This is a genomic window from Thalassobacterium sedimentorum (assembly GCF_031127905.1).
GTDB classification, from domain to species: domain Bacteria; phylum Verrucomicrobiota; class Verrucomicrobiia; order Opitutales; family Coraliomargaritaceae; genus Thalassobacterium; species Thalassobacterium sedimentorum.
In genome coordinates this window covers 1-22,753 of the sequence record NZ_JARXIC010000047.1, presented here as the reverse complement: position 1 = coordinate 22,753, position 22,753 = coordinate 1, and the positions used below count along the sequence as shown (strand labels likewise).

The following is a 22,753-nucleotide window of genomic DNA, read 5'->3' as shown; positions in this document are numbered from 1 at the left end:
CTCGCAGCAGATGATACGACGGGCACCGCGAAGGTGGCGACAAATGCGCCGACTAGTATTTTACTTCGTTTAGTTTTCATAGGGTATGTTTTCATGGGGTAATATGCTCTTCGAGCGCTAGATCTCAAAAAAACTTTGTTATGTCTCATATTAAGCAAATTAAGTACTTTTGAACATCGCGCAATCACGCGAGGCATGGAACATTTCCAGATCGCCTTCGCGCGATCGAAACATTGTCCTGGATTCGTGCCACATTGGGCGAATTTAAACGACCACTGTTTCCAAGGTCTCTCCACGCTCATTGATTAAATGAAAGGTCGCCTGAGGGACATCATTTACCGTTTTAAATACAAACTCACCAAAGGCCCAGGAACCACTGCGAAGACCGAATAATTGTGCCGACCGATCCTTACCAAAGGGCCCTGGCCCCGGCACTCCGCCCAGTGTGGCTGCCTCGAACTCGTAGATCTTCTTATTGCCCGGTCTTGGTATCGCGAAACCGCGTGCCCCGTGACGATCACCGGAAAGCAAGATCACTTTACTATTTTCTTTAGCGTCAATCAGCTGGAAAATTTCTTCCCGACCCTCAGTGTCCCAAGTCCCCCAACTGTCCTTACCGGCGGAAATATAATCGGTCCACATGGTGCCGCTACTGAGCAAAATATAAGACGCAGTCGACTCCTGGAGCGTTTGCTTCAACCAATTCATCTGTTCTTCACCGAGGAAGGAATTCAGTTCACCCCGCTCTTCAATGATCCGGCAGGACCGAGTATCCAGAGCAATAAAATGCACGGGGCCGATGTGTGTATCGTAGTAGATGCCCTTACGTTCGACCTCCCGATCCGGATTGTTCCATTGAGTTTGCCACATTTTACGCAAGCCTTCGACATCAATCGACTGGCCTCTGGTTTCTGTGCCACTGGCGTCGTCATGCCAATAGTCATGATCATCCCATGAAGTGAATACGGGAACATTAGCCACCATCTGCTGCCATGGTGGCGACAGGTCGCGTAACACATAATCCGCATTGATTAGATCGTAATCACACTTACGGTCGTCCACAGCGCAATCGCCGAGCACCAGCATCGCACGGTTGCCCCGCTCTTGCACTAATTGCATCAGTTCCGGACGATATAAACCGACTTTATGAAAACAAGTGCCGAAAGCGATCTGGAAGCTCTCCTCTGAAAAGCCCTCTGGAACGGTCATAAAATCGCCACTGCCAAGCCGGCGCCCCTTGGAGTCAGTCACGACATAGCTATAGCCTGTATCCGCCAGCAGCCCCTCGCAACGCACCCAATGAAAGCGCTCGCCAGGCTCCGAAGTAAACTTCTTAGACGGTCCACCCGCACGTGGGCTCACCGAAACTTCAACCCCCAAAGGTTCCGGCAAGTGCATCCACACAGCGACTCCGGTCGCGGTCAAATCCCCCAACATGGGGCCACCGACTTTGACTCGCTTATCACTACGACAGAGCTCAGCAAGCGTCTCCACAGGATTGGGTCCTGTCAGCGCCGCCCGTGCCTTGGTATAGAAATCCTGCACTGCCTGCGGTTGTGTGCGGTATTGATTCATGATCCGCAAATCGATTTCCAAGGTTCCTTTGTGCGCATCCCGTAATGAAACGATTCGAGAGTTTTCTTCAGCCCAAACAGGCCGTGCCACCAGACCCGCCGCCGCCATGCCGGCATAGGCCAGAAAGTTTCTACGTCCGATCACGGGACCGGACGCAGCTAATATGTTTTCATTCGTTTTCTGATTCACGCTTTGCATTGATTTCTTCATTTGATTTATAATTTAAGATAATTGCGCTTGGTTCACTAGGAGCTGTGTCACTTAAAATTCTTAGTTTAATATTACCTACTTAACTCAGCTTGATTTCGATTTGCTGCCCAGCCTGCAAGTTCTGAGCGTTCTTGAAAGTAATCTGTATTTTCCCGTCTGTCACCTCAAACTCAGATGCCACAGTTGCCCCCGCCAGACTCACATTGACAACCGCTGGAGTCTGCTCTGATGGCGCAAGCAGAATCATTTGTTTCAGGCTCAGCTGCCCCTCGCGCAGGTCGATGGTAGCCGTCATGTTTTGCTGCTTCTTTACCTGCGTAAAGACACCGTAGCCCTCAGCTACGGTAAAGAAACTGGCGTGATCTTCGGCTTGCCAGCGTGGTTTAAAGCCAATCACCCCGGCAGGCCCATCATAGTTAAAGCCCTGCAAGGCGAGTAGCGCCGACCAGACACTCAAGGAACGGCCATAGAATTTACCACACTCATCATCGCCGAACGGGTTGCCTGTGTAACCACAAGGGCCGCCACTGTTTGTGATTCCTTCGGTTCTTAATTGACCATCATAGCGGTCATAGATCGCCTTGATAACCATCAGCCCTTCACGCTGCAGGCCATTCTGAATCATTGACACGCCTGCCCCGTATTCAAAGCCGGTCATCACCTCATCTGCATAGCGCATACTCGGCACTGGCTGCGGTTCCTTGGGCCAGGTAAGAATCTTCAGGCCGGCATCATCCAAGGTCGCAAATTGTCGTGGTTTGAGCGAGATACCATGAAAGTTCGAACAAAAGTTGTATTTGAGCAAAGAGGCCATCGCTTTGGTTCTGCGCTCCTGCGGATAGTTCGAGTCGATCCCGATTTGATCCGCCCACCACTCACCAAGAAGCTGGTCAATATGACAGCCATCAAAATAGTCACCGCTCCGCTGTTTACCACGAGCCTGAATATAATATTCCCCATTCCACAGGCGTTCATTCTGTAGTTGTTTTCCGGATGCGCGTATCGCTCGCAGTGCTTTGGCTTTTGCTGTTGCTCCTTGAATATCAGCCATACGAGCCACTGCTTCGAGACTGCTCAGATACATACTGCCAATCCACGAAGAACAGCCAAACATATGTCCATCCAGTGTATTGTCCTGCCGCCCTTCCATGAAGCCATCTTTATCTGGATCCCACTGCTCAATGGCCCAATCGATGGCCTTTTCAATCTTCGGCCATTGCTGTGCTAACCAACTGTTATCCGGACTGCACAAATGTTCGCGGTAGGCATTCAGCAAAGTGCCAAAGTGCCCGTCCGTGGCCCGGCCACTCAGAGAACTATGACGCATCACAATGCGCCCCTCTGGAGACATGACTGCAAAATCTTCTTCCCGCATCTTACGTCCCAACTCCGGGAACAAGCGCGCATGCCCCTGCGCGTAGTGCCAGACGTGTGTGCAGTTTCCAGCGCAACAACCCACACCTTCATACGCACCGAAATAACCGTCCGCCGCCCACCAGCAGGTTTGGCTCCGTAAGACTGCCAATTGCGAGCCCATACGATCGAGCAGCCATACAGGTAGATTTGATGCGTAAAATGCGTCGTGAAAACGTTTTGTTCTGCGGGTTAGATCATCCAGATTTTCCCATAGATAGTCAGCCACATCGACGGCATTGGACCACCAGTTTTGATACATATTACCAGAATGCGTCCAGGACTCCTTCTCCCCTTGCTTCGCCTTCGGCATATACCAAGTCAGTGTAAACCTAAGCGACTTGGATTCCCCCGGTGCCAGCTTAAGTGGCGCTGACAGTGCACCGCTGAGTGTTTGATTTGCCGCCGATGGCTTCGCAGTCAATCCCCCCTTTAATTGCCCCTCTTTCGCAAAGGCATCATAAAGCGATTTTTCAGATTCCCATGCGGCCTGTCCGGTAGCGTCAACTGCCTCGGTCATTAGGACCATATCCGAATCCGAACCCGTTTGCGTCATGTGCAGCCACGCGGCTTTTCCGTTCTGCTCTATGCGATTCTGATTCTGCCCGTATGCCTCTTTCGATCCACGCATTCCGCTGCTGTAACCAACCATATTCTTCTGAGCGGCCAGAATATCCACTGTCACAGGAGACGCAGATGGATTACTTACTTTTACCGTATAAATCGCGCAGGGAATTGCCGAGCTCTTAGCATCCATTGGAGTCAATGGATTAAATACTTCCAGTTCCACGTCCACAGGTAGAGCAGAATCCTCAAACTGATAGTTTGCGAAGGGATATTCACCGATAAAGCGAAGCGACGACATAGCTGCAAACGGTCCCACCGGCTGAGTCTGCAGAGCGCGAAGAATCGGTTTTCCACCTTTTGACTGCACCCGCACTGCCATAAACGCTTCCGTCTTACGATGCTCGCTGGTATTGCAGGCAATCTGCCAAATCGCGGGTTCAGCCGAACCATTAAACTGAATCCCCCCGGCGCCGATCCCACCGACCGTAAAGGAGATGGCCTCCAACATCTTGTCCCGATAGACTTTGCTGCTGCCGCGGGCGGTCAGCGCCGGGTCGTTCAACAACTTCTGCTCCCCCGACTCACGGGCTTGCTCCAACCCGGCTAAATACTGACTCGCCTCACGTCCCACCTCTTTAAGTCGAGCACCCCAGCCCGCCGCAATTAGATGGCTACGGATCTCATCAATGCCTAAGCCAATATCATAATAGGCCACTTCATCCAACTCCACCAATGCCTCGCGACGCTCCTTCTTTGCAATCGCGCCGAAAGTCACCGGCACCATCTCTTTAGAATCATCGTAATACTTAAAATGAAAAGCTCCCCCAGTGAGGGCACATTCATGCCCATCCACATAGATTCGAAGATCCAAGTGTTCGCTCATCACCACTAGATGATACCAACGTCCTAGCTCCACCGGCTTGCCTGTTGGGAGGTTCACGACTGTATTCACACGCCCGTTGTGCGTATACGTCAGCGCAGAGAGATCGCGCTGAACACCCACCACATAATTGATCAAATTTTCTGATGCACGGGAAATAATGACTGGATCATACTCACCGTCAGGTAATGCATTCACTTTAAAGAACAACTCAAGCGTAGCGGCACCACGACCAACCGGCTTCAAGTTCGGAACCGCGACATGCATACCAGGTGCCAAGCTCAAGGCCTGGCCATCCATCGCACCTTTAACAAACTGTAACTTCGAAGGACTCTTGGCCGCAAAATTACCTAAGGCATCTGAAAGATCACCATCAAAGCGCCAATAGGCACGAATTGATTGATGTCCGGAAACGAGATCAGCGTAATTCTTGCGCTCACCTACCATAGCCAGAGCGGGCCCTGCGGCCATGCCCGCAGCTGCGGTGCTCGCAGCGACGAGGAAGCGTCGGCGCGACATACATGCCATTGAATTCAAAGTAATATTATTTGCAGGAGTAGAATTTCGATGAGTCGATTTCATGTATCAGCGTAATAGCTCAAAATACTCACCAAACAGTGAGAACAGGGGGAGGGATAAAGCGATCAATCACTATAGACTACCTGCCTCAAATTGAACATCGCGTATCCTCGCGAGCATATGGCCCCCAGAACTCATTGCCGCCGATAGGCTTCAGCAGAATCGCAGAAGTCCCCCAGTCTCCAGCTAAATGAAACCGAGAGGCAAAAACTCCGACAAATCATTGACTGAGTGCCAGTTACGACCAGTAAATCCAAAAACATCGCGTGATTGCGCGATCATTTAAAGCTTCCATGAGTTCGAGCTAAGCTTTCTTCTATTTAGAATAATTCACCTAATGTTGCTAAAGGCAACTACCACAAAACTCTATAACTACGGCCGTATAAGTATTCTTGCTATGAGTCATAGAGAACCAACTACCCCGACTGAGACAATCATAGTCTAATTATTCACATCATCCCTGTTCACGTCCATCCGCATCACCCCCTATATCGCGGAGACAGACTTTCATGCACTGCAATTGTAATAACTCAAACGAATCATGAAACCATTCATTTACATATTAGCTGCTTCAATTTCGACCATAGCTTGCACTGCAACCACAGATTCAAACAACTCAAACTACGAAGGCCAAAGACTCGAAGAAGGTTATATAGATCTGTTTGCTCGAGGTGATTTCTCAGAATGGACGACGGTTAAAGGCGAGCCCGTAAAAGGATGGTTGATTGAAGAAGGTAGGATACATCGTCCTGAAATCACTAATGGCCAAAAGCGCCCCGGCAGTATCATAAGTAAGCAGCATTACACCAACTTCGAACTCAGATTCGACTGGAATATAAGTAAAGGTGGTAATTCTGGTATCAAGTATCGTAGCCAAGGCGACCTCGGCCTAGAGTATCAGGTGCTCGACGATGGTGTCCATCAAGACCCTCAACTCTCTGCCGGTATTTATGCGCTAGTGCCTGCGGCCAAAGACAAACCATTTAATCCAGGCGGCCAGTGGAATTCCGGTCGAATTATCGCCAAAGGAAACTATATCGAGCATTGGATCAATGATGTAAAAGTCGCAGAAATCGAGATTGGGAGCGATGATTGGAAGCAAGCTTTTGAGAACAGTAAATACAAGAAACATACCGGCTTCGGGACCTGGACAGGTCCCATCTATCTCCAAGACCATAATGATGCAGTCTCCTTCCGAAACGTCCGTATTCGAGAACTGTAAATCACCCAACTTTATTCCGAACCTACTATCGCAGTGAAAAAGCCAACTGATACCCAAACGACATTTTCAGCCATAATCCGTAGCCTCAACATGCAAAAACTTACCTCACCACTCCTAGCGAGCTTCCTTCTTCTAGCAGCTTGCTCCAAAGATTCCAAACAGGCACGCCCAACACCTGAGCCTCTTCCTTCCGCTGCGACGCATACTGAAACAAACCACGCTGAGACAAGCACTCAGCCCCCGGCAATTCTAGTCTCCGATGACAATTCAGTGATCAACCCGCGTGCCTACAGCTACGGGTATTGGATGAATGGCTTCCGCAAGAATCCAGACGATCATTCCGCTGACCAACTCGCACTTGAAACCGGTTATTTTGGCCTCTTACTAGATCTGAATAATTTAACCGATGCCCGATTCGGCCCCATGCAAGGGCAGGACTATACCTCTGGACTGGCCAGCGACCCAGCTAGCATTATAGCACTTCCAGAGGCAGAACTTTTATTACAAATCGCCAGCGAAGGACGCGTCTTCACTGCCACGCACAGTTTGACCGGACCACACAGTGACGCACGGCGCCTGCAAGGCACCATGCTATGGGAATCGGGCCGTTATTTACAAAACTGGGAAATTCAGAATCTCATTTTTGAGGACGAAGAAGGCAATACATTGAGCAGTGATGCGAGCCTACAGGTTGTTGCTTGGCCCGACTCGCTGAGTTTAACTGCGGAAATCACTCCGAAACAACCGTTCGTGGATGGCCCCAACTTTGGTATCATCGACAATGGCTACAGCATCGTGGAAAAAGCCATCGAACTGGACGCGTCCAGCAGACGGGATGCCGAAAGATTCACACTCGAGGGCTGGGTCAAGGTTCCAAGTAATCCCGAAAAAACAAGCCGTGGATGGCTGATCAGTAAGAACGGCGGACGAGATGACGACGGGCAAATGGGCTTCTACTTTGATGGTCGCCGCATTCAGGCCGGAATGAATATTGGCGGTGGCGCCCGCAACAGGCACCTGCTCTCCGAGTCCAGATCCAGACGCTTCGACTTGGACAACTGGCACTATCTTGCCCTTAGCTACGATGGCGAAATGATGCACTTCTACGTCGACGGGCATCTTCAAAACAGCAAGGCCATCAAGCAGGAACGCAAATCCGGGAACGAGCCGATTCGACTGGGAAGCTCAGACGAACAATCCGAGGAAATTGCCTACGGAATCTTCGATCAAATCCGCCTTTGGGATCGCGCACTACCGCACTCCGAAATTAAAGCGCATAGCGCTCAACCGGAAGCTCTAGCTAGCAAGGATGGACTTAACTACGAGAAGACCTTCGACACTTCATTTGACCCGACGCCCACTCAATACCTGTGGAAGAACATTACCACACGTCTCAAATTAATCACTACAGAAGACTCATGGGAGGCACGCTCGCCTGCCATGGATCAATGGGAGATCGAACAAACAAAAAAACTGACACTGACCTGTGATTTAACACCAGACACAAGTATCGAGAACCATGCACCTATCATCGTCCACACAGCCGATGATCAGCAAATCACTTCGGTATTCAATACAGAGTTCAACTGCCAAGTCGCAGAAATAAAAAAGCTGAAGCGTAATTGGGAAACAGGCTACACCGACATTCGTAACTACGACGAGTTCATCCTCGAGATAGACAATAGCAGCGAAGACGCACGTGAGACTCCCTTTATGCTCTACCTTCGTAGTGTTGCCAACATCACCGGACTGATGCCAATACTCTGCTACGAAGATGGCACTCCCACTGGAATCCCTGTCCAGCTGAGCAAAAACTGGCACGAGCGCGAACTCGGCTCCTACCTGCGCGCCTACACTCAGCTCCCCAACTTACCGGGTAAACAAACTTACAAGCTGCGGATCGCTTATGGATTCTACGGCACCCTCCCCTCCGCATCACATGCACAGCTCTCACTCGTCGGCTACGGTGGTAATAATCGCTGGGATCAACTCGCCATCGGTTGCTGGGGTGAAACCATTTGCTTCGACGTCGACCGCAGCTGTGTCGATGTTGCCGTCACCGACGTGCGCATGCTGATGGCACGCACCGGTGCCGATGGCCGCAAATGGGCATGGACCACTGCCGGCTGGGGCGGTGATTGGCTCTATACTCAAGATAATAATGGCAATCGCCATCACCCGGCCGCCCTCAAGACAGCCTATCTCGCCCACGGCCCATCCCTTACCGATGTCCGCTATGATGGATACTACGGCCAGCAGCATGAAATCGCGTTTGAGGCAAAAGTGCAGACCCTCCGAACCGACGACTACGCTCGCACCTTCCAAAAATTCAGCTACACCTTTGACCAGCAAGTTTCAGCCAAGGAAGCATGGCTCTTCAAAATGGGTCGCACAGGTAACTACGCGCACCCCAAGGTCGCCTATGGCAATGCCGCAGGACTCATCTCAGAAATCGAAGCGCCTACAACACTTAAGAGCAATGACAAGCTCTTAACGAACACCCAGTTCACTGGAGAAGCCCCCTGGTGGGTCAGCTTTCCGGGCGGAGTGCAAACAAGAGATGATGGTAAAGGCAATGGCTATCGAGCACTCGTCATCCGCGACTACAAAGCAAGCTTCGGCGGAAAGGTCTACACCCGACCAAACTTCAGCATCCCCGTTCATCAAATCAATCAAGACGGCAGCGCCAATCTTGATTTCCTTCTCAAGGCTCCCGAGGGCGTCGAAAACTTCCAGCCGGGCGACCGCATCGAAATGGACCTCGAATGGATTACCCTCCACCGAGAGGCAGACGATTACTACGGCTCCAACGAAGCCTACCGCAAACATCTCATCGAAAACCCCAGCTCCTGGAAGACCACCTACCGGGAAGCCATCGGCAACGATCTGGAAGTGGATGTCACTGGCGGCACATTGCTCAATCAGTATCCGATTCAAATCCAGGCAAATGCCGAGTTAATCAACCTTGAGATCAAAGGCGGCGTTGGCTACGTTCCGATTCGATTCCAAGGCCTCAGCAGCGCAAACGGCTACACACTCTATCAGATCGTCGATGGCAAATCCATCCCACTCGATCAATCCGTTCACGGAAACGACTTTTGGCAAACCGACTACGATACTGAAAGCAACAGCTACAGTCGAGTCTACAACCTCCCCTTGGACGGATTAGAACGTTCGACCTGGCAACTCATGAAACAGTAGCCTGAATCGCGACCAAACCACATCCGGTTTAATTAATCTTGTTGGGAAACCCCTCAACACGAGCTTTTACAACCGCAATGACTGATCTGATCCCGTAATATTGGACAGGCTGCCTCCCTACATTTAAGTAAAAGAATGAACCATTTAAAAGCGGAGGGTATAATGGGGAGTCGCTCCGCGTGTGACACATCCAAGTTTAAAAGTAAAGTGGTTCTGCAAGCCCTGCTTAAGCTACAGACAATCCATAAGACAGTCGCACTCAGTCTAAAATAGAAGAAGACTCATCCTGCGATAATATGCGTAAAGGCGAGAAATGCCAAAACCTCACTCGTTGTAACGTAACGAGCGTCCTTCATCGATATCGAAAAAGTCAAAGAGTGTCTGAATGTCCTTTCGACCCGACAAACCATTGGCTTCAAGCTCACTCTGGAGCATCTCAGCAAGGAGGTCACGCTAACCTGCCGCTTCGAGGATATTTTATTCAATTTTTACGCCGCTGCTTTCACTTCCTTTTCTTCATGATGATAGTAGTTTAGCAACCCTCCTAGCCGTTCACTTTTTACGATCAGTCCGCTTTGAGACTGCACTTGTGGGCTATTTGGAAAAGGAATCAGATTATCGATACCTTGGTGATTGGTCGCCTACGGCGGCACTTCGTGGTACGCTCGTGGTGAAAATGATCAATATATTGTTCTACAGCTCGACGCAGAGACTTCTCGCTGAAGAAGATCATGTGATCGATACACTCACATTTGATGGCCGATACAAAACTTTCAGTATAACCGTTTTGCTGCGGGCAGCCTACCCGAGTTTGGATGACTTCAACTTCTAAATCCGTGAGTATCTAACGAAACTCTTTGGTGTAGAGCGGATCATGGTCGCAGACAAAGAAACGCCTGCCTTTATGAAAGCCATCGTAACTATCAGTCATATTGCGGGCAACCTGTGCCATCACCGCTACGTTCACCTGACAGCCGATGTGAGCGACCTCCACCTGACGCTTCGCCAAGTTCATCACGAAGAACACATGGTATCGAACCAGCCCGCGAAGAGTCCAGACTTCCACAGTAAAGAAGTCCGCTACAGACATAACGTCCATATGTGAACGCACGAAAGTCTTCCAATTGGACTGCTTGCCTCGCTCAGGTGAAGGAATGATTCCCTTTGCTCGCAGAATCTTACAGACGGTCGTCATACTCACCTTGTAACCAAGATTAGAGAGAGCACCTTGGATTCGGCCATAGCCCAGCCTATATTTTCCTCCGCGAATTTCACACAGAGCTCCCGGATCACCTCCATGCATTCCTGCGATCAGTTCTCACAACGTGCTTCCCCGTAATTTGAGGGCTATTAACTTCCGGTGCCATCCGAGGATCGTTTCCGGTCGAACCAAAGTCGCGTATTTCTGCAACTGAGCCCACCCCATGGCCTTGCCTCGCTTGGCCAGATTACGGCGCTGATGATTGTTCAAGCGGAGTTTCTTTCCCGTCGATTCAAACTGCTGCTTCAAAACTCAGTTCTCCTCCAGAAGATACTCAATCACCTTCTGCTGCTTGCGGTTCATCCAACACGCCAAAAACATTGTCATCTACGTCTTCAAGGAGCTTTTTTTCGTATTTTCGTAAGTCATTGGCAAACAGAACAGATCCTAAGTCTGAAGGGTACACGGATCCAACCGGCTAAAATAACTAAAAACAATGAAACTTGCGGATTTAAGAGCTCTGCCCGCGATCTAGGCGTAATTGTTCAAGTTGCTTACGCAATTCGTAGGAGCGTTCTTCTGTCAATGGATAGCGGAGCAACAACAAGATCGCCAAAGTAATCCCGATGACGGGTAAAAGTGTGAAGAGAACACGCATCCAATATAAAGTTTCAGGCGATTGTGAAGTCTCAAGGTTAACATCGAATCCGGTCAAATTCAGGACGTAACCAGCGCCAATCAAGGCCAAGCCTATGCCCACTTTAAACATCCAACTATAGACCGCACTGAACATACCTTCGCGTCGCGTACCCGTGCTCACTTCATCAAAGTCGACCGCATCAGGAATCATTGCGTTGAGCAGTAGCCAAGTTGCAGCCAAGCCAGAACCCATTAGAGCATTTGGTATAATTTGCAAGTAAGGATAAGCCTGACTGTAGCAAAACCACTTTGACACCGATCCGACCATAGCGAATATCAAAAATAAAATGAGTGCTTGGCGTTTGCCAACTCGAGTAGCGAGCTTTGTGACGAGCGGTATCGCACAAAATGCAAAGACCTGATAGGATGTCATCGCAACAAAGTGAACATTTGCTGACGCCGCTTGGTCACCATCATAAACGTGATAAAGATTCACATAAAACCCAAGTTGCCCCACGAGTTGTAGGCTAAAGAGCAAAACCACTGTGATCGCGATAAGCAATTGGAACGGTTTTACGGAAAGCGTCGCTCGGACACTTTTGAAAAAGGACACCTTGGCCTGCTGTGAGGATCGCTCGGCATCCGGATGCTCTTTCGCGAAGAATGTGGGAATCAAAGCAACTAAAAAGATAACTACTCCGGCCGCGATGCCCACGTAGCGCATACCTTCGATCGTATCACTGAATATCGCACGTTGCGTAAGCCAGAAGAAACTCCCCACCATGACGCCCCCGATCATCCCCATGGACACCTTGTATGCCATCACTCGCGTTCGCTCATGATAGTCTGGGGTCATCTCAAAACTCAGAGCGATGTAAGGAACCGAGAAAATCGTGAAGGCCGTGCTCAATGCAATACTTCCTCCAAGCACCCACCAAACGTAGAACGATTCTGCCTCGCCTCTTGGCGCCCACCAGATCAAGGCGAAAAAGATGGCGCCCAGCAACGCACCTAATGCAATGTAAGGGCGACGTCGCCCCATACGTGACCGCGTATTGTCAGAGATCGACCCCATGATGGGATCAGTAAACGCATCGTAGAAACGTGAAATGGCAGTCACCCAACCTAGCATGGCTGGATTTACACCAAAGTTGACGTTGAAGATAGGATTCAACATTGTGGCGAAGCCATTATTCATGAGAGCATAGGCAATCAGCCCACTCCCGAAAGCGATCCGCTTGGGCACGGGAACGCGCTCTGATGGCTTAGTCTCATGATGCTCGTTCTTGGTTTCGTTTGTTTGCATAGTATGGGATGAAGTTGATCGAAAGTCGCTCACTTTAGTCATTCAAAACTAAGCCAATTACGACCTGACAATGAGACGAATCTCTAAGTTAAAGGAAAAGAAAAGACGATGCTTGAACGCCGCGAACTACTGAGTATCGTCGCTTAAATCGTAGGAAAGGACTGCCATGAATTCCATGCCGCGAATCGGCGCGTGGTAAGCATCGTCGATGTGCTTGACTGGGACACTCGACTCGCTTGGCTGTCGATTGCTTTCCAGAACAAGGTTCATCGTTTCGCTTTGAACTTTCCAGCTTTCCGGAATTTCCAATGTAAAATTCTTAAGCGGTGGACGCAGGTGCTCGTTGGAACTCTCGTCAATCGGGCGCAAGCAACGTGGCTGAATCAGCGACCGTTCCCATCGGAACAGACTTTCGTCTTGCAGGATGAGCCAGCCGTCCAACCAGGTCAGGTAATCGAAGAGAACGACCTTACCCTGCCCATCATGGGTGAATCGCGTGTGCCAAAGTCCAGTTCCTTGAGTTTGAGGCATAACGAGTCGTTGCCCTCCCGTATTGTCAACGACTTCCCTAAGCAGCCCCTTAGCTTGCTGAGCATCTGGGTTCTTGAGCGGACGAATATCCAAAACTTCGCGCACTCGTCCATCAACCTCCATAAATCCGAGTGACGGAAGAAAATCGAAGGCTAGGTAATAGTGGCCTTGATACTCGACACCAACGGGAGTCCCGTCTTCCAAAGTCGCCACCACATTTGCGCCAGGCATCGGTTTCAGCGCTTGCCAAGCACGCGCGGTCACTTGCTTATCTCCGAAATTGATTGACGCACTCTCGGTGTGTACATCGCCGGCACATACTCCCAAAAGCTCCTGCCGTCCCTGAGCCGAACGCGGCATCCCAAACTCGTTGTGCATACCCCAGTTGACTCCAAGTGCCACAACGTGGCCCTCATAGCTCTTCAGTCGTTCGAATATATCATCCGGAATCGCTGTAAAGTTTGGCAAAATCAAACGGTCGTATGGAATTGTATCGTCTTTAAGCAACGTGGACTCGCCCGCAATCTGTGGCGAAAGTCCGATATCCATAAGTGAAGCCCAAGTGCCGCAAATCTGCTTGGCATAATCCGCACACTGCAGTCTCGATTCCAGACCCGAGATATCATAGATAGCGTCAATCATCGTGCCAGTCTCGTCCTTGGCGCGTTTAGCTGCTGCCGTCTTCTGAGCTGCATTTGCGCTGCGCGAGAGACTGTCGATCGCGCTGGAGCGACTCCAAAGCACAGCCGTATCTGAACGCACCAGATCACCATTCACCTCTTCAATCATAGGCTTAGCTTCCATCGCGCCTTGCCACTCCTCTTCACGAGTTTCTAGAAAATCAATCCCGGTTTGCCAGTATAAAAAAGCCTGCACATCCGACGCTGCGGCAAGCAACACTAATCGGTACATTTGCTCCGGATGATAGCCGATGCTGGCTTCCTCAATGAGGATCGGCTTATCCGTAGCTTGAAGGCAAAAAAGATCGACGATATCCGGGTAATCAATCGCGGCGACATCCAGATACTCCGACAGCATCCAATAATCCATTCCGCTCAGTGGGCTGTAAAGTAAATTACGAGCTGGCAGGAAATTCGTAGTCACCCCATAAGGCGCGTAATCCAGCGAGCTCATATAGCCAAAAAAGTCGGCCATATCCTGATAACGGAATTGCATCCAAGCAGCCCACAGGGGGCGCTCCTCTGAATTAGAGAATGGTTCCGAACGCGGCGCATCCATATCTGTAGTCGAGGCGAAGCTGGTACCTAAGGCCGCATTGATCGCTTTCAAATTACCATATCGCTCAAGCAACCATTGATTAAATTTATCAACCGTTTCGTTATTATAATCCGTAATACGCAGCTCCTGATCAAACTGCCCTTTATTCCCGAGCTCAGGCATGAAATAATTTCGTAACCTCGTGTAGCCCGCGTGTTTTTTTTCCCGCTCTTGATCGTAGGTTTCGCCTTCCGGCATCGGCTTCAAAATAATCGAGCTGTTAGAGAAATAACTCAACTCATTGCCGATTACAAAGGTGATGTATTCACTGTTCTCCGCCCCCCACGTTTCACGCGACACTTCAAATAAGTCGTTGAAGTAATCAGCCCAGATATCGCGCAAGCCTACGTGGTTCAGGCTATGATTACGAAAACCCTGCTGAAAAACAGTTTCACCGTGCTGATCTCGTGGAAAGCGATTCATATCATCCAAGACCTCAGGAAAAAGTTTAGGATAGTTTGGGCCACGTAGATCCATAGGAATACTCAAATGCACACCACGCTCGAGAAATGGCGTCGCCAAGCGGACATAACGATCTAGGTCAAACCCATCGTCTTCAAATATGGGGGCTGTCAGGCGGATATAATCAAAACCATAACTCAGCACTTCCTCAACTTCCGTCGCTTCGTTTCCAACGCTAGGCCGAAAGTTGATGCCAATTCTCATTGCGTCATCCGCAAGACTAGAATTCGAGACTGTAGTCGCAGCTGCGCACACAATGCAGGCAAGTAAACGTGTAGAGTAACTCATAAAAGGGGATTTAGATATATACTTTGAAACTATTGCCATGATAATGAGCCATTACCATGGAAGAAATTACCAGCAATAGAATACAGACCTCAAACATATGCAGATAGTCTAGAATCCACCATCTATTGGTTCCTTCTCATCTTTATTAGTAATCCTCGGAGCAAGTTAAGAATGTTTTTTTGATCCTATAATGGAAGACCCCAGCTTAGAGTGCTCTAGTGTGAATCTCGTAGTGTTGCACGCCCACCCCACAGAACTAAGCGAGACGCAAATCGCCCCTTCCCCGGCCTCACCTCAAATAATCACAACGCCTCGAGTTCGTTATCAGACCACAAGGAGACTAATGAAAACCTCCATCAAAGGAACAATGAATCAACAGACGAAGTGCCACGGCAAGTCACTACAAACTACCAACATTACTGAGTAAGGGAGACGATAGATTCAAGCTAGCGGGTTGCCTTCCCGACTTACAACTCTCCCTAAAAGCATTGGGAGTCACTCCAACGAATGATCGAAAGACCTTCCCGAAATGACTTTGGTCTTGAAAGCCTACAATATAACAAATCTCTCCAACACTAAACCGGCCCATCGCCAGTAACTGAATCGAGTGATCGATCCGCACGCGCTTAACATATTCAGCCAATCCAAAGCCTACGTTCTTTTTAAAACTACGACTTAAATAAGTAGGATGGCACTTCAATTCGCTGGCAATTCTTTCAATTGATAGCTCCTCTTCATAGTTACGATGCACGTAGCGCATTGCAGACTGCACCAACTGCGAAAATTGATGATGGTTACTTAAAAACTGAGCATTCATCTCCGTGCGATAACGCGCAACCGGCAGACCACTAGCTTTTAATGCATTCAGCATAAAATCGCGCAATAATTTAAGACGTCCCAGATATACAGGAACATCATCCGGATGTATCCGAGGCAGATTTTTCATCTGATCGAGGTAAGGTTCTGGGTCGAAGTTCCGACGTGCGCAATAGCGAAAAATCCGCTCACGCGCGAGCCCTTCTGTGCCTTCTAAAAGCACAGATCCATAATAAAAAACCCCCATTTCTCTCTCACAAAAGAAGACAGGCTCCACCATATCAGTTACCCCCAAATGACATTGCCCCATAAAGCCCTCATTTCGCTTTTTAGCCAATTTATTAGTGAGAATCTTATTGTGAATACAGTCCCCGTGACCTATACTTGATTCGCGCGCGTGCGCACAAAAATCGCAGGTATGCATTCGGAAGCGTGAAGACAACCGCAGCTCAGAGATATCAAAGGTTATTCCGGTTAAATCCTCGAAATTGACACGGAGATCACCGGCTTCTTCGACCAAGCGACATAGCCGCTCGAGCATGGATTCTTTTGCATGAAGCTTAACCCTTTGCTTGTTACTGGGGGGGGTGGAATTTCGACTCATAGCAAATGCAGACCAACAAATAGAAAACCACAGACTATCACCTTCACTAATGAAGGAGTAAAGTTAAAACGTCAGCCAGTAACCTTTCTAATCCATGTCACTAAATACACTTAAAACAGATACCCTAGTTTGCGGGGGCGGGTGCGCAGGCCTCGGTGCCGCCATTTCCGCCGCAAGAGCAGGCGTCGACACACTTCTGGTTGAACGAGCGCCATTCGCAGGTGGTATCGTCACAACCGTTGGCTTACCCTACCTAGACGGGATCGTCGACCCCAAAAGTGGAGACATCGTCGTCAATGGACTGGCACGTGAAATCCTCTCCCGAATGGACGGCTGCGCCCCTGACGCTAGTCGATACTGTGAAATTGCAGAATCTCATCTTGAAGCGGGTAATCAATCTGCCGTGCTAATCCCCAATACCGAACAGTTCAAGCGCGTAGCGGACTCGCTTCTAGTCGAATGCAGCGACAACCTGCGTATTCTTTACAACGCGAGTGTTTGTGATGTCGATGTGCGCGAGGGTCGAATCGAAGGCCTCTCAGTTGCGACAAAGGGCGGACTTTACAAAATCAATGCACGTACGATCATCGACACCACGGGAGACGGCGATGTCGCATATTTAGCAGGCAGCAAGATGGAGAAATCGAATCCACTAATGCCTATGACGCTTCACTTCCGCATTGGCAACGTCCGCCCGACTCCGAACATGAAACAAGCCATGCAGCGCGAGTGCGAGCAAGCCGTACAAGCTGGCGAAATTGCCCTGTTTTACGGCCCCCACTTCGAATACCATTTCGCAGATAACGAAATGGATATTCATGCCATCCGCGTCTCAGGAGACGCCAGCGACCCCTTTGAGCTAACCCAAGCAGAGATCACTGGCCGCAGGGAGAGCTGGATCATGTTTGAGCGTTGGAAATCCAATGTGCCAGGTTTTGAGAATGCCTATTTCGTGAGCTCAGGGCCCTATATCGGCGTCAGAGAAACACGTCGCCTCAAAGGTCGTTATCAACTCACCGAACAAGACATCTTAGCCAACACCACTTTTGACGACGCGGTCGCCATCGGCACTTGGTATCTCGACGTGCACCCCAACAGTAATTCGCCGGGGCAGTTCCAGTCATTCAACCCAAAGTGGCCTGGACCATATCATATTCCGTACCGCAGCTTGCTCCCCAAAGAAGTATCCAACCTAGTTGTCGCCGGGCGCTGCCATTCTGCGACGGCCATAGCCGCCTCATCCAGCCGCGTCACAGTGACAGCAATGGCGATGGGCGAAGCCGCCGGTGCTGCTGCAAAACTGGCTGACCTCATGAAGCGCGACGTGGCCGAAATCGAAGGTTCAAGCATCCGAAGTTATTTGGCGGACAACGGAGTCGAACTCTACCCTTTGAATTAAAGTAACATTGCATCATCCAAGTCGCCGAGCGACACGTAAATATTTTTCAATCAGCACAGTGATTCGTTTCAATAAATCATGACTAAACTCCAGCCCCCAAACATTCTATTCATCACTTGCGATCAACTGCGCATGGACGCCTTGGGCTGCTATGGTAACGCCCATATACAAACCCCCAACATTGACCGTTTAGCCAAGCGATCCGTCCGTTTCACAGATATGCACGTGGCCTGCCCAGTATGTGCACCGAACCGAGCAAGTTGGGCAACAGGCAGAATGCCATCGTCGCACGGACTCCGGGTCAATGGCACTGTGCTTCCTGAAACGGAAGCCACCTTCATGGAAGCGCTTCGGCAAGATGGGTACCAAACTGCTGCCGCAGGTAAACTGCATTTCCACCCCCAATGGGATTATGCTCCCGGCGATAAAGCAGGCGTGCTCAAAGCAGCCAAGGGCGAAGGCGCGGTCAACCCGCAGCCCAGCGAATCAGACCTCCCCTACTACGGCTTGGAGCACTGTGCCCTCGTAGAGGATCACAACGGCGGACCTTACGGCGAGATGCTATGTAACCATGGCTTTGACCCATGGGAAGATCCGCACAGTTTCACCTACCCACAGCATATCGCCACACGTTCCAAATACCCGACACATCTCAGTAAGACAACCTGGATTGCAGACAAGTCGCTAGAGTTCTTGGAGCAACGCGATCACGAACGGCCTTTCTTTTTGTGGACTTCTTTCGTACACCCGCATCACCCCTTTGTAGCGCCGGAGCCATTCGACACAATGTATACCCCCGCCGACATGCCCCTGCCGCTCTGGCGTAACGGCCTCGAAAAGACCTTCCCCGAACGCTATCTAAAGAAACACCTCGCCAATAGCGCTTCGCATGAAGCGATCGCAATGAACAACATTTCCGATAACGAGTGGCAGCGCATCAAAGCTTTTTACTATGGTATGATAAGTCACATCGATGAACAAGTTGGACGACTATTGGATCATCTGGAGACGCAGGGTATAATGGATGACACCTTAATCGTGTTCTCATCCGACCATGGTGAGTTGATGGGCGACTATCACCTTCTTTTCAAGGCGACGCATTACGGCTGTGTCACGCAAACTCCCGCGCTGTGGAAACTGCCCAAAGACGTCAGCGCTGGAACCGTTGTCGATAGCTTGTGCAGCACTATCGACTTTTCGCCGACCCTGTTGGAGATCGCCGGAGTTTCCACACCCGCCGGCACTCAAGGACGCAGTTTGATTCCTGCACTAATGAACCAACCATACGAATCACGCGATGAATTACTCATCGAAGATCAGACTCCGTTGCGCACACTGCTCACACGTGACTGGCGTCTAACGTGGCATGGGAATGGCAAACGTGGCGAACTCTTCAATCGGCTTGATGATGCAGAAGAACTCCACAATCTATGGGAGAGCGATGAACACCAGGATATCCGCCAAGAATTGACTGCCCGACTCCTCGATGCACTGGTCGACAACCTAGATCCTCTGCCGGGGCAAACCTCTTTATGTTAACACTGAAGAAGATACTTACACTTTCAGGTCTATCAATTATCTCCTGCGTGCTCCATGCAAAGGCGGATACCACAAATGAGCGTATCCGTTATGAATCTTTTGATAGCGAAGCATTGGGTAAACGAATGGCCTATTCGGTCGTCCTACCAAAAGACTACAAGATAGACGAGAAACCTTGGCCTGTTCTATTTATCCAGCATGGTCTCGGACGTAACGAGCGATCGCTTATCGAAGACTCCGACTGCCTAGAGCAGTTGCTCGCGCAGGATTACGTCATCGTACTGCCTCGGGGTGAAGGCGGCTGGTATATCAATTCCCCGGTCAACGACGACAAACGCTACGGCGACTATATGGAGGAGATCATCGCTCGATCTACAGAACAATATAATCTAGAGACAGCACCCGACAAACGCGGCATTGCCGGCTGGTCTGCGGGTGCATACGGTAGCGTGCAATATTGCTTGCAGCACCCCGGCACCTTCGACTATCTGGCCACGATAATCGGCGTCTTGGATTACCCACGCGAGGACACACCCGAGACTCCTCTAGAATTTGCGGTTAAAACCAATGTCTTTGGCAATGATCCAACCATCTGGCCCGAATACAATCCACTCTTGCGAGCACATGAGCTAAGTGAGCTCACCACGCTTGTCGTAATCGGCAACAAAGCCTTTGACCGCGGCATGAATGAACGTTTCGTCGCCGCACTTGAAATAGCGGGCGGCTCGGTAACGAGTCAACGCCTACCTAGCGGCCATACGTTTACTTCAGTGCAAAATGGACTGCCGCTGGTGCTTGATTTCATGTCGCGCAACCTAACCCCGAAAATAGTCGAACAGCACGGGGCGTCGCCTATCGACGGCTCGGTCTACAATTGGTTCGACGCTGTAGGAACCCACTACCGCCCGGATCCAAAGAACCGACGGGCAGGCGCGATCCGCGGCTACCCACATGGTGACTTAGGTCTAGCTATTTTCACTGAAAGCGAAGGCACGGATTTCATAGGGCCTTTCACAGGGGAACAGCGCCAGTTGGGCTACGCGAATCTCGACAAAGCTCTAGCAAATGTCTCGGTCGATGCGCCATGGGTGAATACGCTGGTTTGGTCAATGAGTCCAGCCAAGGGCCAACCGGAGGAACTCAACGAAACCGTTAAGGACTATCAAGACGCTGCATATGCTCATGCAAAGTATGCCCAAGCACATAAGACGCACCAAATATTCCTGCAAGCTGGGAACGAAGTGAATGGCTTCTTTTTCAACCCCACAAGTATCAAACCCACGAGCCAAAAGGAGTTCTACGCTAATCATTATAATAGCGATGCCCAGGCCGAGCGCTATGTCCAGCTGGGTTTTGCTCCTTTTGCCGAGGCGGTGCTTCGCGCTCAAGAAGAGATGCCTGAGGATGCACAAAAATCACCGCTCATTCTCGGCTCAATCACTGCGGCGACCAACCCAAACTCAATTGAGTTCATCAACACCGTGATGCGCACCCGTATCAACAGCAAGTTTGCCCCCTCCCTTAAAGGCAAACAAACGAGCGAGCTTGTCGATATACTAGCAGCCCACTACATGATGAACAGCGGCCCCCATGGACTCAACTGGCGCCAAAATCTCGACATGCTTTACCAGGATTGGCTCAAACCCGGCACTATAAAAGGCATCTGGCTCACTGAAGAAGGTGGCACGGCCAATCAGGGCGCGGGAGATGCTGCCGTGGCGTTGGCTAGATTCTTCGCTTGGTGGTCAGACAAGCAATGGACGCCCCTACGTGGACGCCTGTTTTTCTGGTCAGACTGGGCAGCCTCCAAGGGCCTACCAATTTCGTATATGCAGCTTTATTGGGGAGACTTTTTCCGCGAATCCGACTTCAAGGATGTTTCGATGAACATGACTTGGGCAGGGAGTGAAAACCTGGAAGGCCATACATTCGCCACAATCAGTAGCGCCCCGCTTCACCGCTCGATTGCGGTGCTTTATGCGGATGATTTCGCTCCAGGCTACAAGATAGATCCGGGAGATTGCTACGTTGCGACAGTCACACAACCTGTCAAACTCGCCAAAGGCGCGCCTGTGCGAACCACCGCCTATCGCTTCGATATCACCAATGGTTTTCGACGCCTCGATGACGTGACTGCAGAGTCGGGACATAATTCCATCCACTGGAAATTTAACCAACACCTGATCGGATCCACACGTCCAGTATTGATATTTTTCGCCGACGCCACGCCCAGCGTACCCGCTGGTCCTGCTTTCGACGGACCAGAGAATGCCGAAATACGTGGAGTCAAACAAAGCGACGGTAGCATCTTAATCGACTTGCAATACAGCACAGGTTTTAGCCCGCACGTAGAAGGTGGACTAGATTCTGGTCAACCAGGCGATGACGCCACTCTCGTCGCAAACCGGCGTAATCAGTTCGCCCCGGAAGTTTCCGTAACATTCAACGAAGGTTTGGATACCAGCGAATACGTGCGCATCCGAATGGGTTTACAAAGCGGACTCTCAAAGCTGCCACGCTATGGCTCGGATACCGAAACGGAGCAAGCGACTTGGGTCGCCGTCTATTGGGATGATCACTGCATCTACCGAATCGACGACTACAACTTCAACCAGCTCGAAACAGTCGAAGTAGTCATAAAAGACGTCGCTGATCGGTTTCAAGCAGGTGCACACCGACTGCGTCTCGAGTCTTCGAACCTCTTTTACGCGTGCCAACTCGACGCTCTTAGCATCGAGGCGATTAGCTGCGAGTGATGCCCATTGTCTAAAGCGTTAAAACTTGTTAATTGAACCGAGCATTGAACTGAAAATAAGCACGTTCAGGTCGTATAGTTGAACGAAAATGGCAGGCAATCAATGAAGCTATTCAGACGAAAAACGGCGGTGAAGTTTTTATACCCGCAGGCATATATCAAACATTAGGCAACCATGATATCTCACACTGCGTCTTAGAGGGCGTCTAATAAATTTCCAAAACGGTTAGAATCTAGCCGCACGCTTGAGCATGAGTCGAGTCATCGCAATATGAATCATGGCAGTAG

At 50.2% G+C, this 22,753-nt stretch carries 12 protein-coding genes; 5 read left to right on the top strand and 7 right to left on the bottom strand.

The features are described from left to right. Window positions 1–264: 264 nt before the first annotated feature. Window positions 265–1,785, bottom strand: coding sequence for an alkaline phosphatase D family protein (locus QEH59_RS16920; protein ID WP_308986566.1), 1,521 nt, complete (start codon window positions 1,783–1,785; stop codon window positions 265–267). 79 nt (window positions 1,786–1,864) lie between these two features. After that, a complete protein-coding gene (locus QEH59_RS16915; RefSeq protein ID WP_308986565.1) occupies window positions 1,865–5,227 on the bottom strand; it encodes a GH116 family glycosyl-hydrolase in 3,363 nt (1,120 codons plus the stop codon). A 538-nt stretch (window positions 5,228–5,765) separates the two neighbouring features. Between QEH59_RS16915 and QEH59_RS16910 the strand changes: the two genes are divergently transcribed. Together QEH59_RS16910 and QEH59_RS16905 are read left to right on the top strand one after the other, a co-directional pair. Then, window positions 5,766–6,446, top strand: a complete 681-nt coding sequence (locus QEH59_RS16910; protein ID WP_308986564.1) for a 3-keto-disaccharide hydrolase — start codon at window positions 5,766–5,768, stop codon at window positions 6,444–6,446. Window positions 6,447–6,536: 90 nt separating this feature from the next. Continuing rightward, window positions 6,537–9,647, top strand: a complete 3,111-nt coding sequence (locus QEH59_RS16905) for a LamG domain-containing protein (protein ID WP_308986563.1) — start codon at window positions 6,537–6,539, stop codon at window positions 9,645–9,647. A 610-nt stretch (window positions 9,648–10,257) separates the two neighbouring features. On the opposite strand, the gene QEH59_RS19065 is transcribed toward QEH59_RS16905, so the two are convergent. From QEH59_RS19065 to QEH59_RS16880, 5 genes are all read right to left on the bottom strand, one after another. Next, on the bottom strand, window positions 10,258–10,464 hold the full coding sequence (locus tag QEH59_RS19065) for an integrase core domain-containing protein (RefSeq protein WP_425609261.1): 207 nt from the start codon (window positions 10,462–10,464) through the stop codon (window positions 10,258–10,260). A 27-nt stretch (window positions 10,465–10,491) separates the two neighbouring features. Beyond that, window positions 10,492–10,848 (bottom strand): hypothetical protein, encoded by a 357-nt coding sequence (locus QEH59_RS16895; protein WP_308986561.1) that lies wholly within the window; start codon window positions 10,846–10,848, stop codon window positions 10,492–10,494. Between the two features lie 511 nt (window positions 10,849–11,359). Next, window positions 11,360–12,793 (bottom strand): MFS transporter, encoded by a 1,434-nt coding sequence (locus tag QEH59_RS16890; protein ID WP_308986560.1) that lies wholly within the window; start codon window positions 12,791–12,793, stop codon window positions 11,360–11,362. 126 nt (window positions 12,794–12,919) lie between these two features. Further along, window positions 12,920–15,352, bottom strand: a complete 2,433-nt coding sequence (locus QEH59_RS16885) for a beta-galactosidase (RefSeq protein WP_308986559.1) — start codon at window positions 15,350–15,352, stop codon at window positions 12,920–12,922. Window positions 15,353–15,752: 400 nt separating this feature from the next. Then, entirely contained in the window at window positions 15,753–16,709 is a 957-nt protein-coding gene (locus tag QEH59_RS16880; protein WP_308986567.1) for a helix-turn-helix domain-containing protein, read from the bottom strand. Between the two features lie 157 nt (window positions 16,710–16,866). Between QEH59_RS16880 and QEH59_RS16875 the strand changes: the two genes are divergently transcribed. The 3 genes from QEH59_RS16875 to QEH59_RS16865 all read left to right on the top strand — a co-directional run bounded on the left by QEH59_RS16875 (window position 16,867) and on the right by QEH59_RS16865 (window position 22,466). Beyond that, window positions 16,867–18,171 carry an FAD-dependent oxidoreductase gene (locus QEH59_RS16875; RefSeq protein WP_308986558.1) on the top strand — a complete coding sequence of 435 codons (1,305 nt, stop codon included), beginning with the start codon at window positions 16,867–16,869 and terminating at the stop codon, window positions 18,169–18,171. Between the two features lie 78 nt (window positions 18,172–18,249). Further along, a complete protein-coding gene (locus QEH59_RS16870; protein ID WP_308986557.1) occupies window positions 18,250–19,710 on the top strand; it encodes a sulfatase family protein in 1,461 nt (486 codons plus the stop codon). After that, window positions 19,704–22,466 (top strand): alpha/beta hydrolase, encoded by a 2,763-nt coding sequence (locus QEH59_RS16865; protein WP_308986556.1) that lies wholly within the window; start codon window positions 19,704–19,706, stop codon window positions 22,464–22,466. The genes QEH59_RS16870 and QEH59_RS16865 overlap by 7 nt, the downstream gene beginning before the upstream one ends. The last annotated feature ends 287 nt before the right edge of the window (window positions 22,467–22,753 follow it).

Coding starts and splice junctions, on each gene's coding strand:
- QEH59_RS16880 (WP_308986567.1), bottom strand. CDS start 16,709: ATGCTCGAGCGGCTATGTCGCTTGGTCGAAGAAGCCGGTGATCTCCGT.
- QEH59_RS16920 (WP_308986566.1), bottom strand. CDS start 1,785: ATGAAGAAATCAATGCAAAGCGTGAATCAGAAAACGAATGAAAACATA.
- QEH59_RS16915 (WP_308986565.1), bottom strand. CDS start 5,227: ATGAAATCGACTCATCGAAATTCTACTCCTGCAAATAATATTACTTTG.
- QEH59_RS16885 (WP_308986559.1), bottom strand. CDS start 15,352: ATGAGTTACTCTACACGTTTACTTGCCTGCATTGTGTGCGCAGCTGCG.
- QEH59_RS16910 (WP_308986564.1), top strand. CDS start 5,766: ATGAAACCATTCATTTACATATTAGCTGCTTCAATTTCGACCATAGCT.
- QEH59_RS16865 (WP_308986556.1), top strand. CDS start 19,704: ATGTTAACACTGAAGAAGATACTTACACTTTCAGGTCTATCAATTATC.
- QEH59_RS16875 (WP_308986558.1), top strand. CDS start 16,867: ATGTCACTAAATACACTTAAAACAGATACCCTAGTTTGCGGGGGCGGG.
- QEH59_RS16890 (WP_308986560.1), bottom strand. CDS start 12,793: ATGCAAACAAACGAAACCAAGAACGAGCATCATGAGACTAAGCCATCA.
- QEH59_RS16905 (WP_308986563.1), top strand. CDS start 6,537: ATGCAAAAACTTACCTCACCACTCCTAGCGAGCTTCCTTCTTCTAGCA.
- QEH59_RS16870 (WP_308986557.1), top strand. CDS start 18,250: ATGACTAAACTCCAGCCCCCAAACATTCTATTCATCACTTGCGATCAA.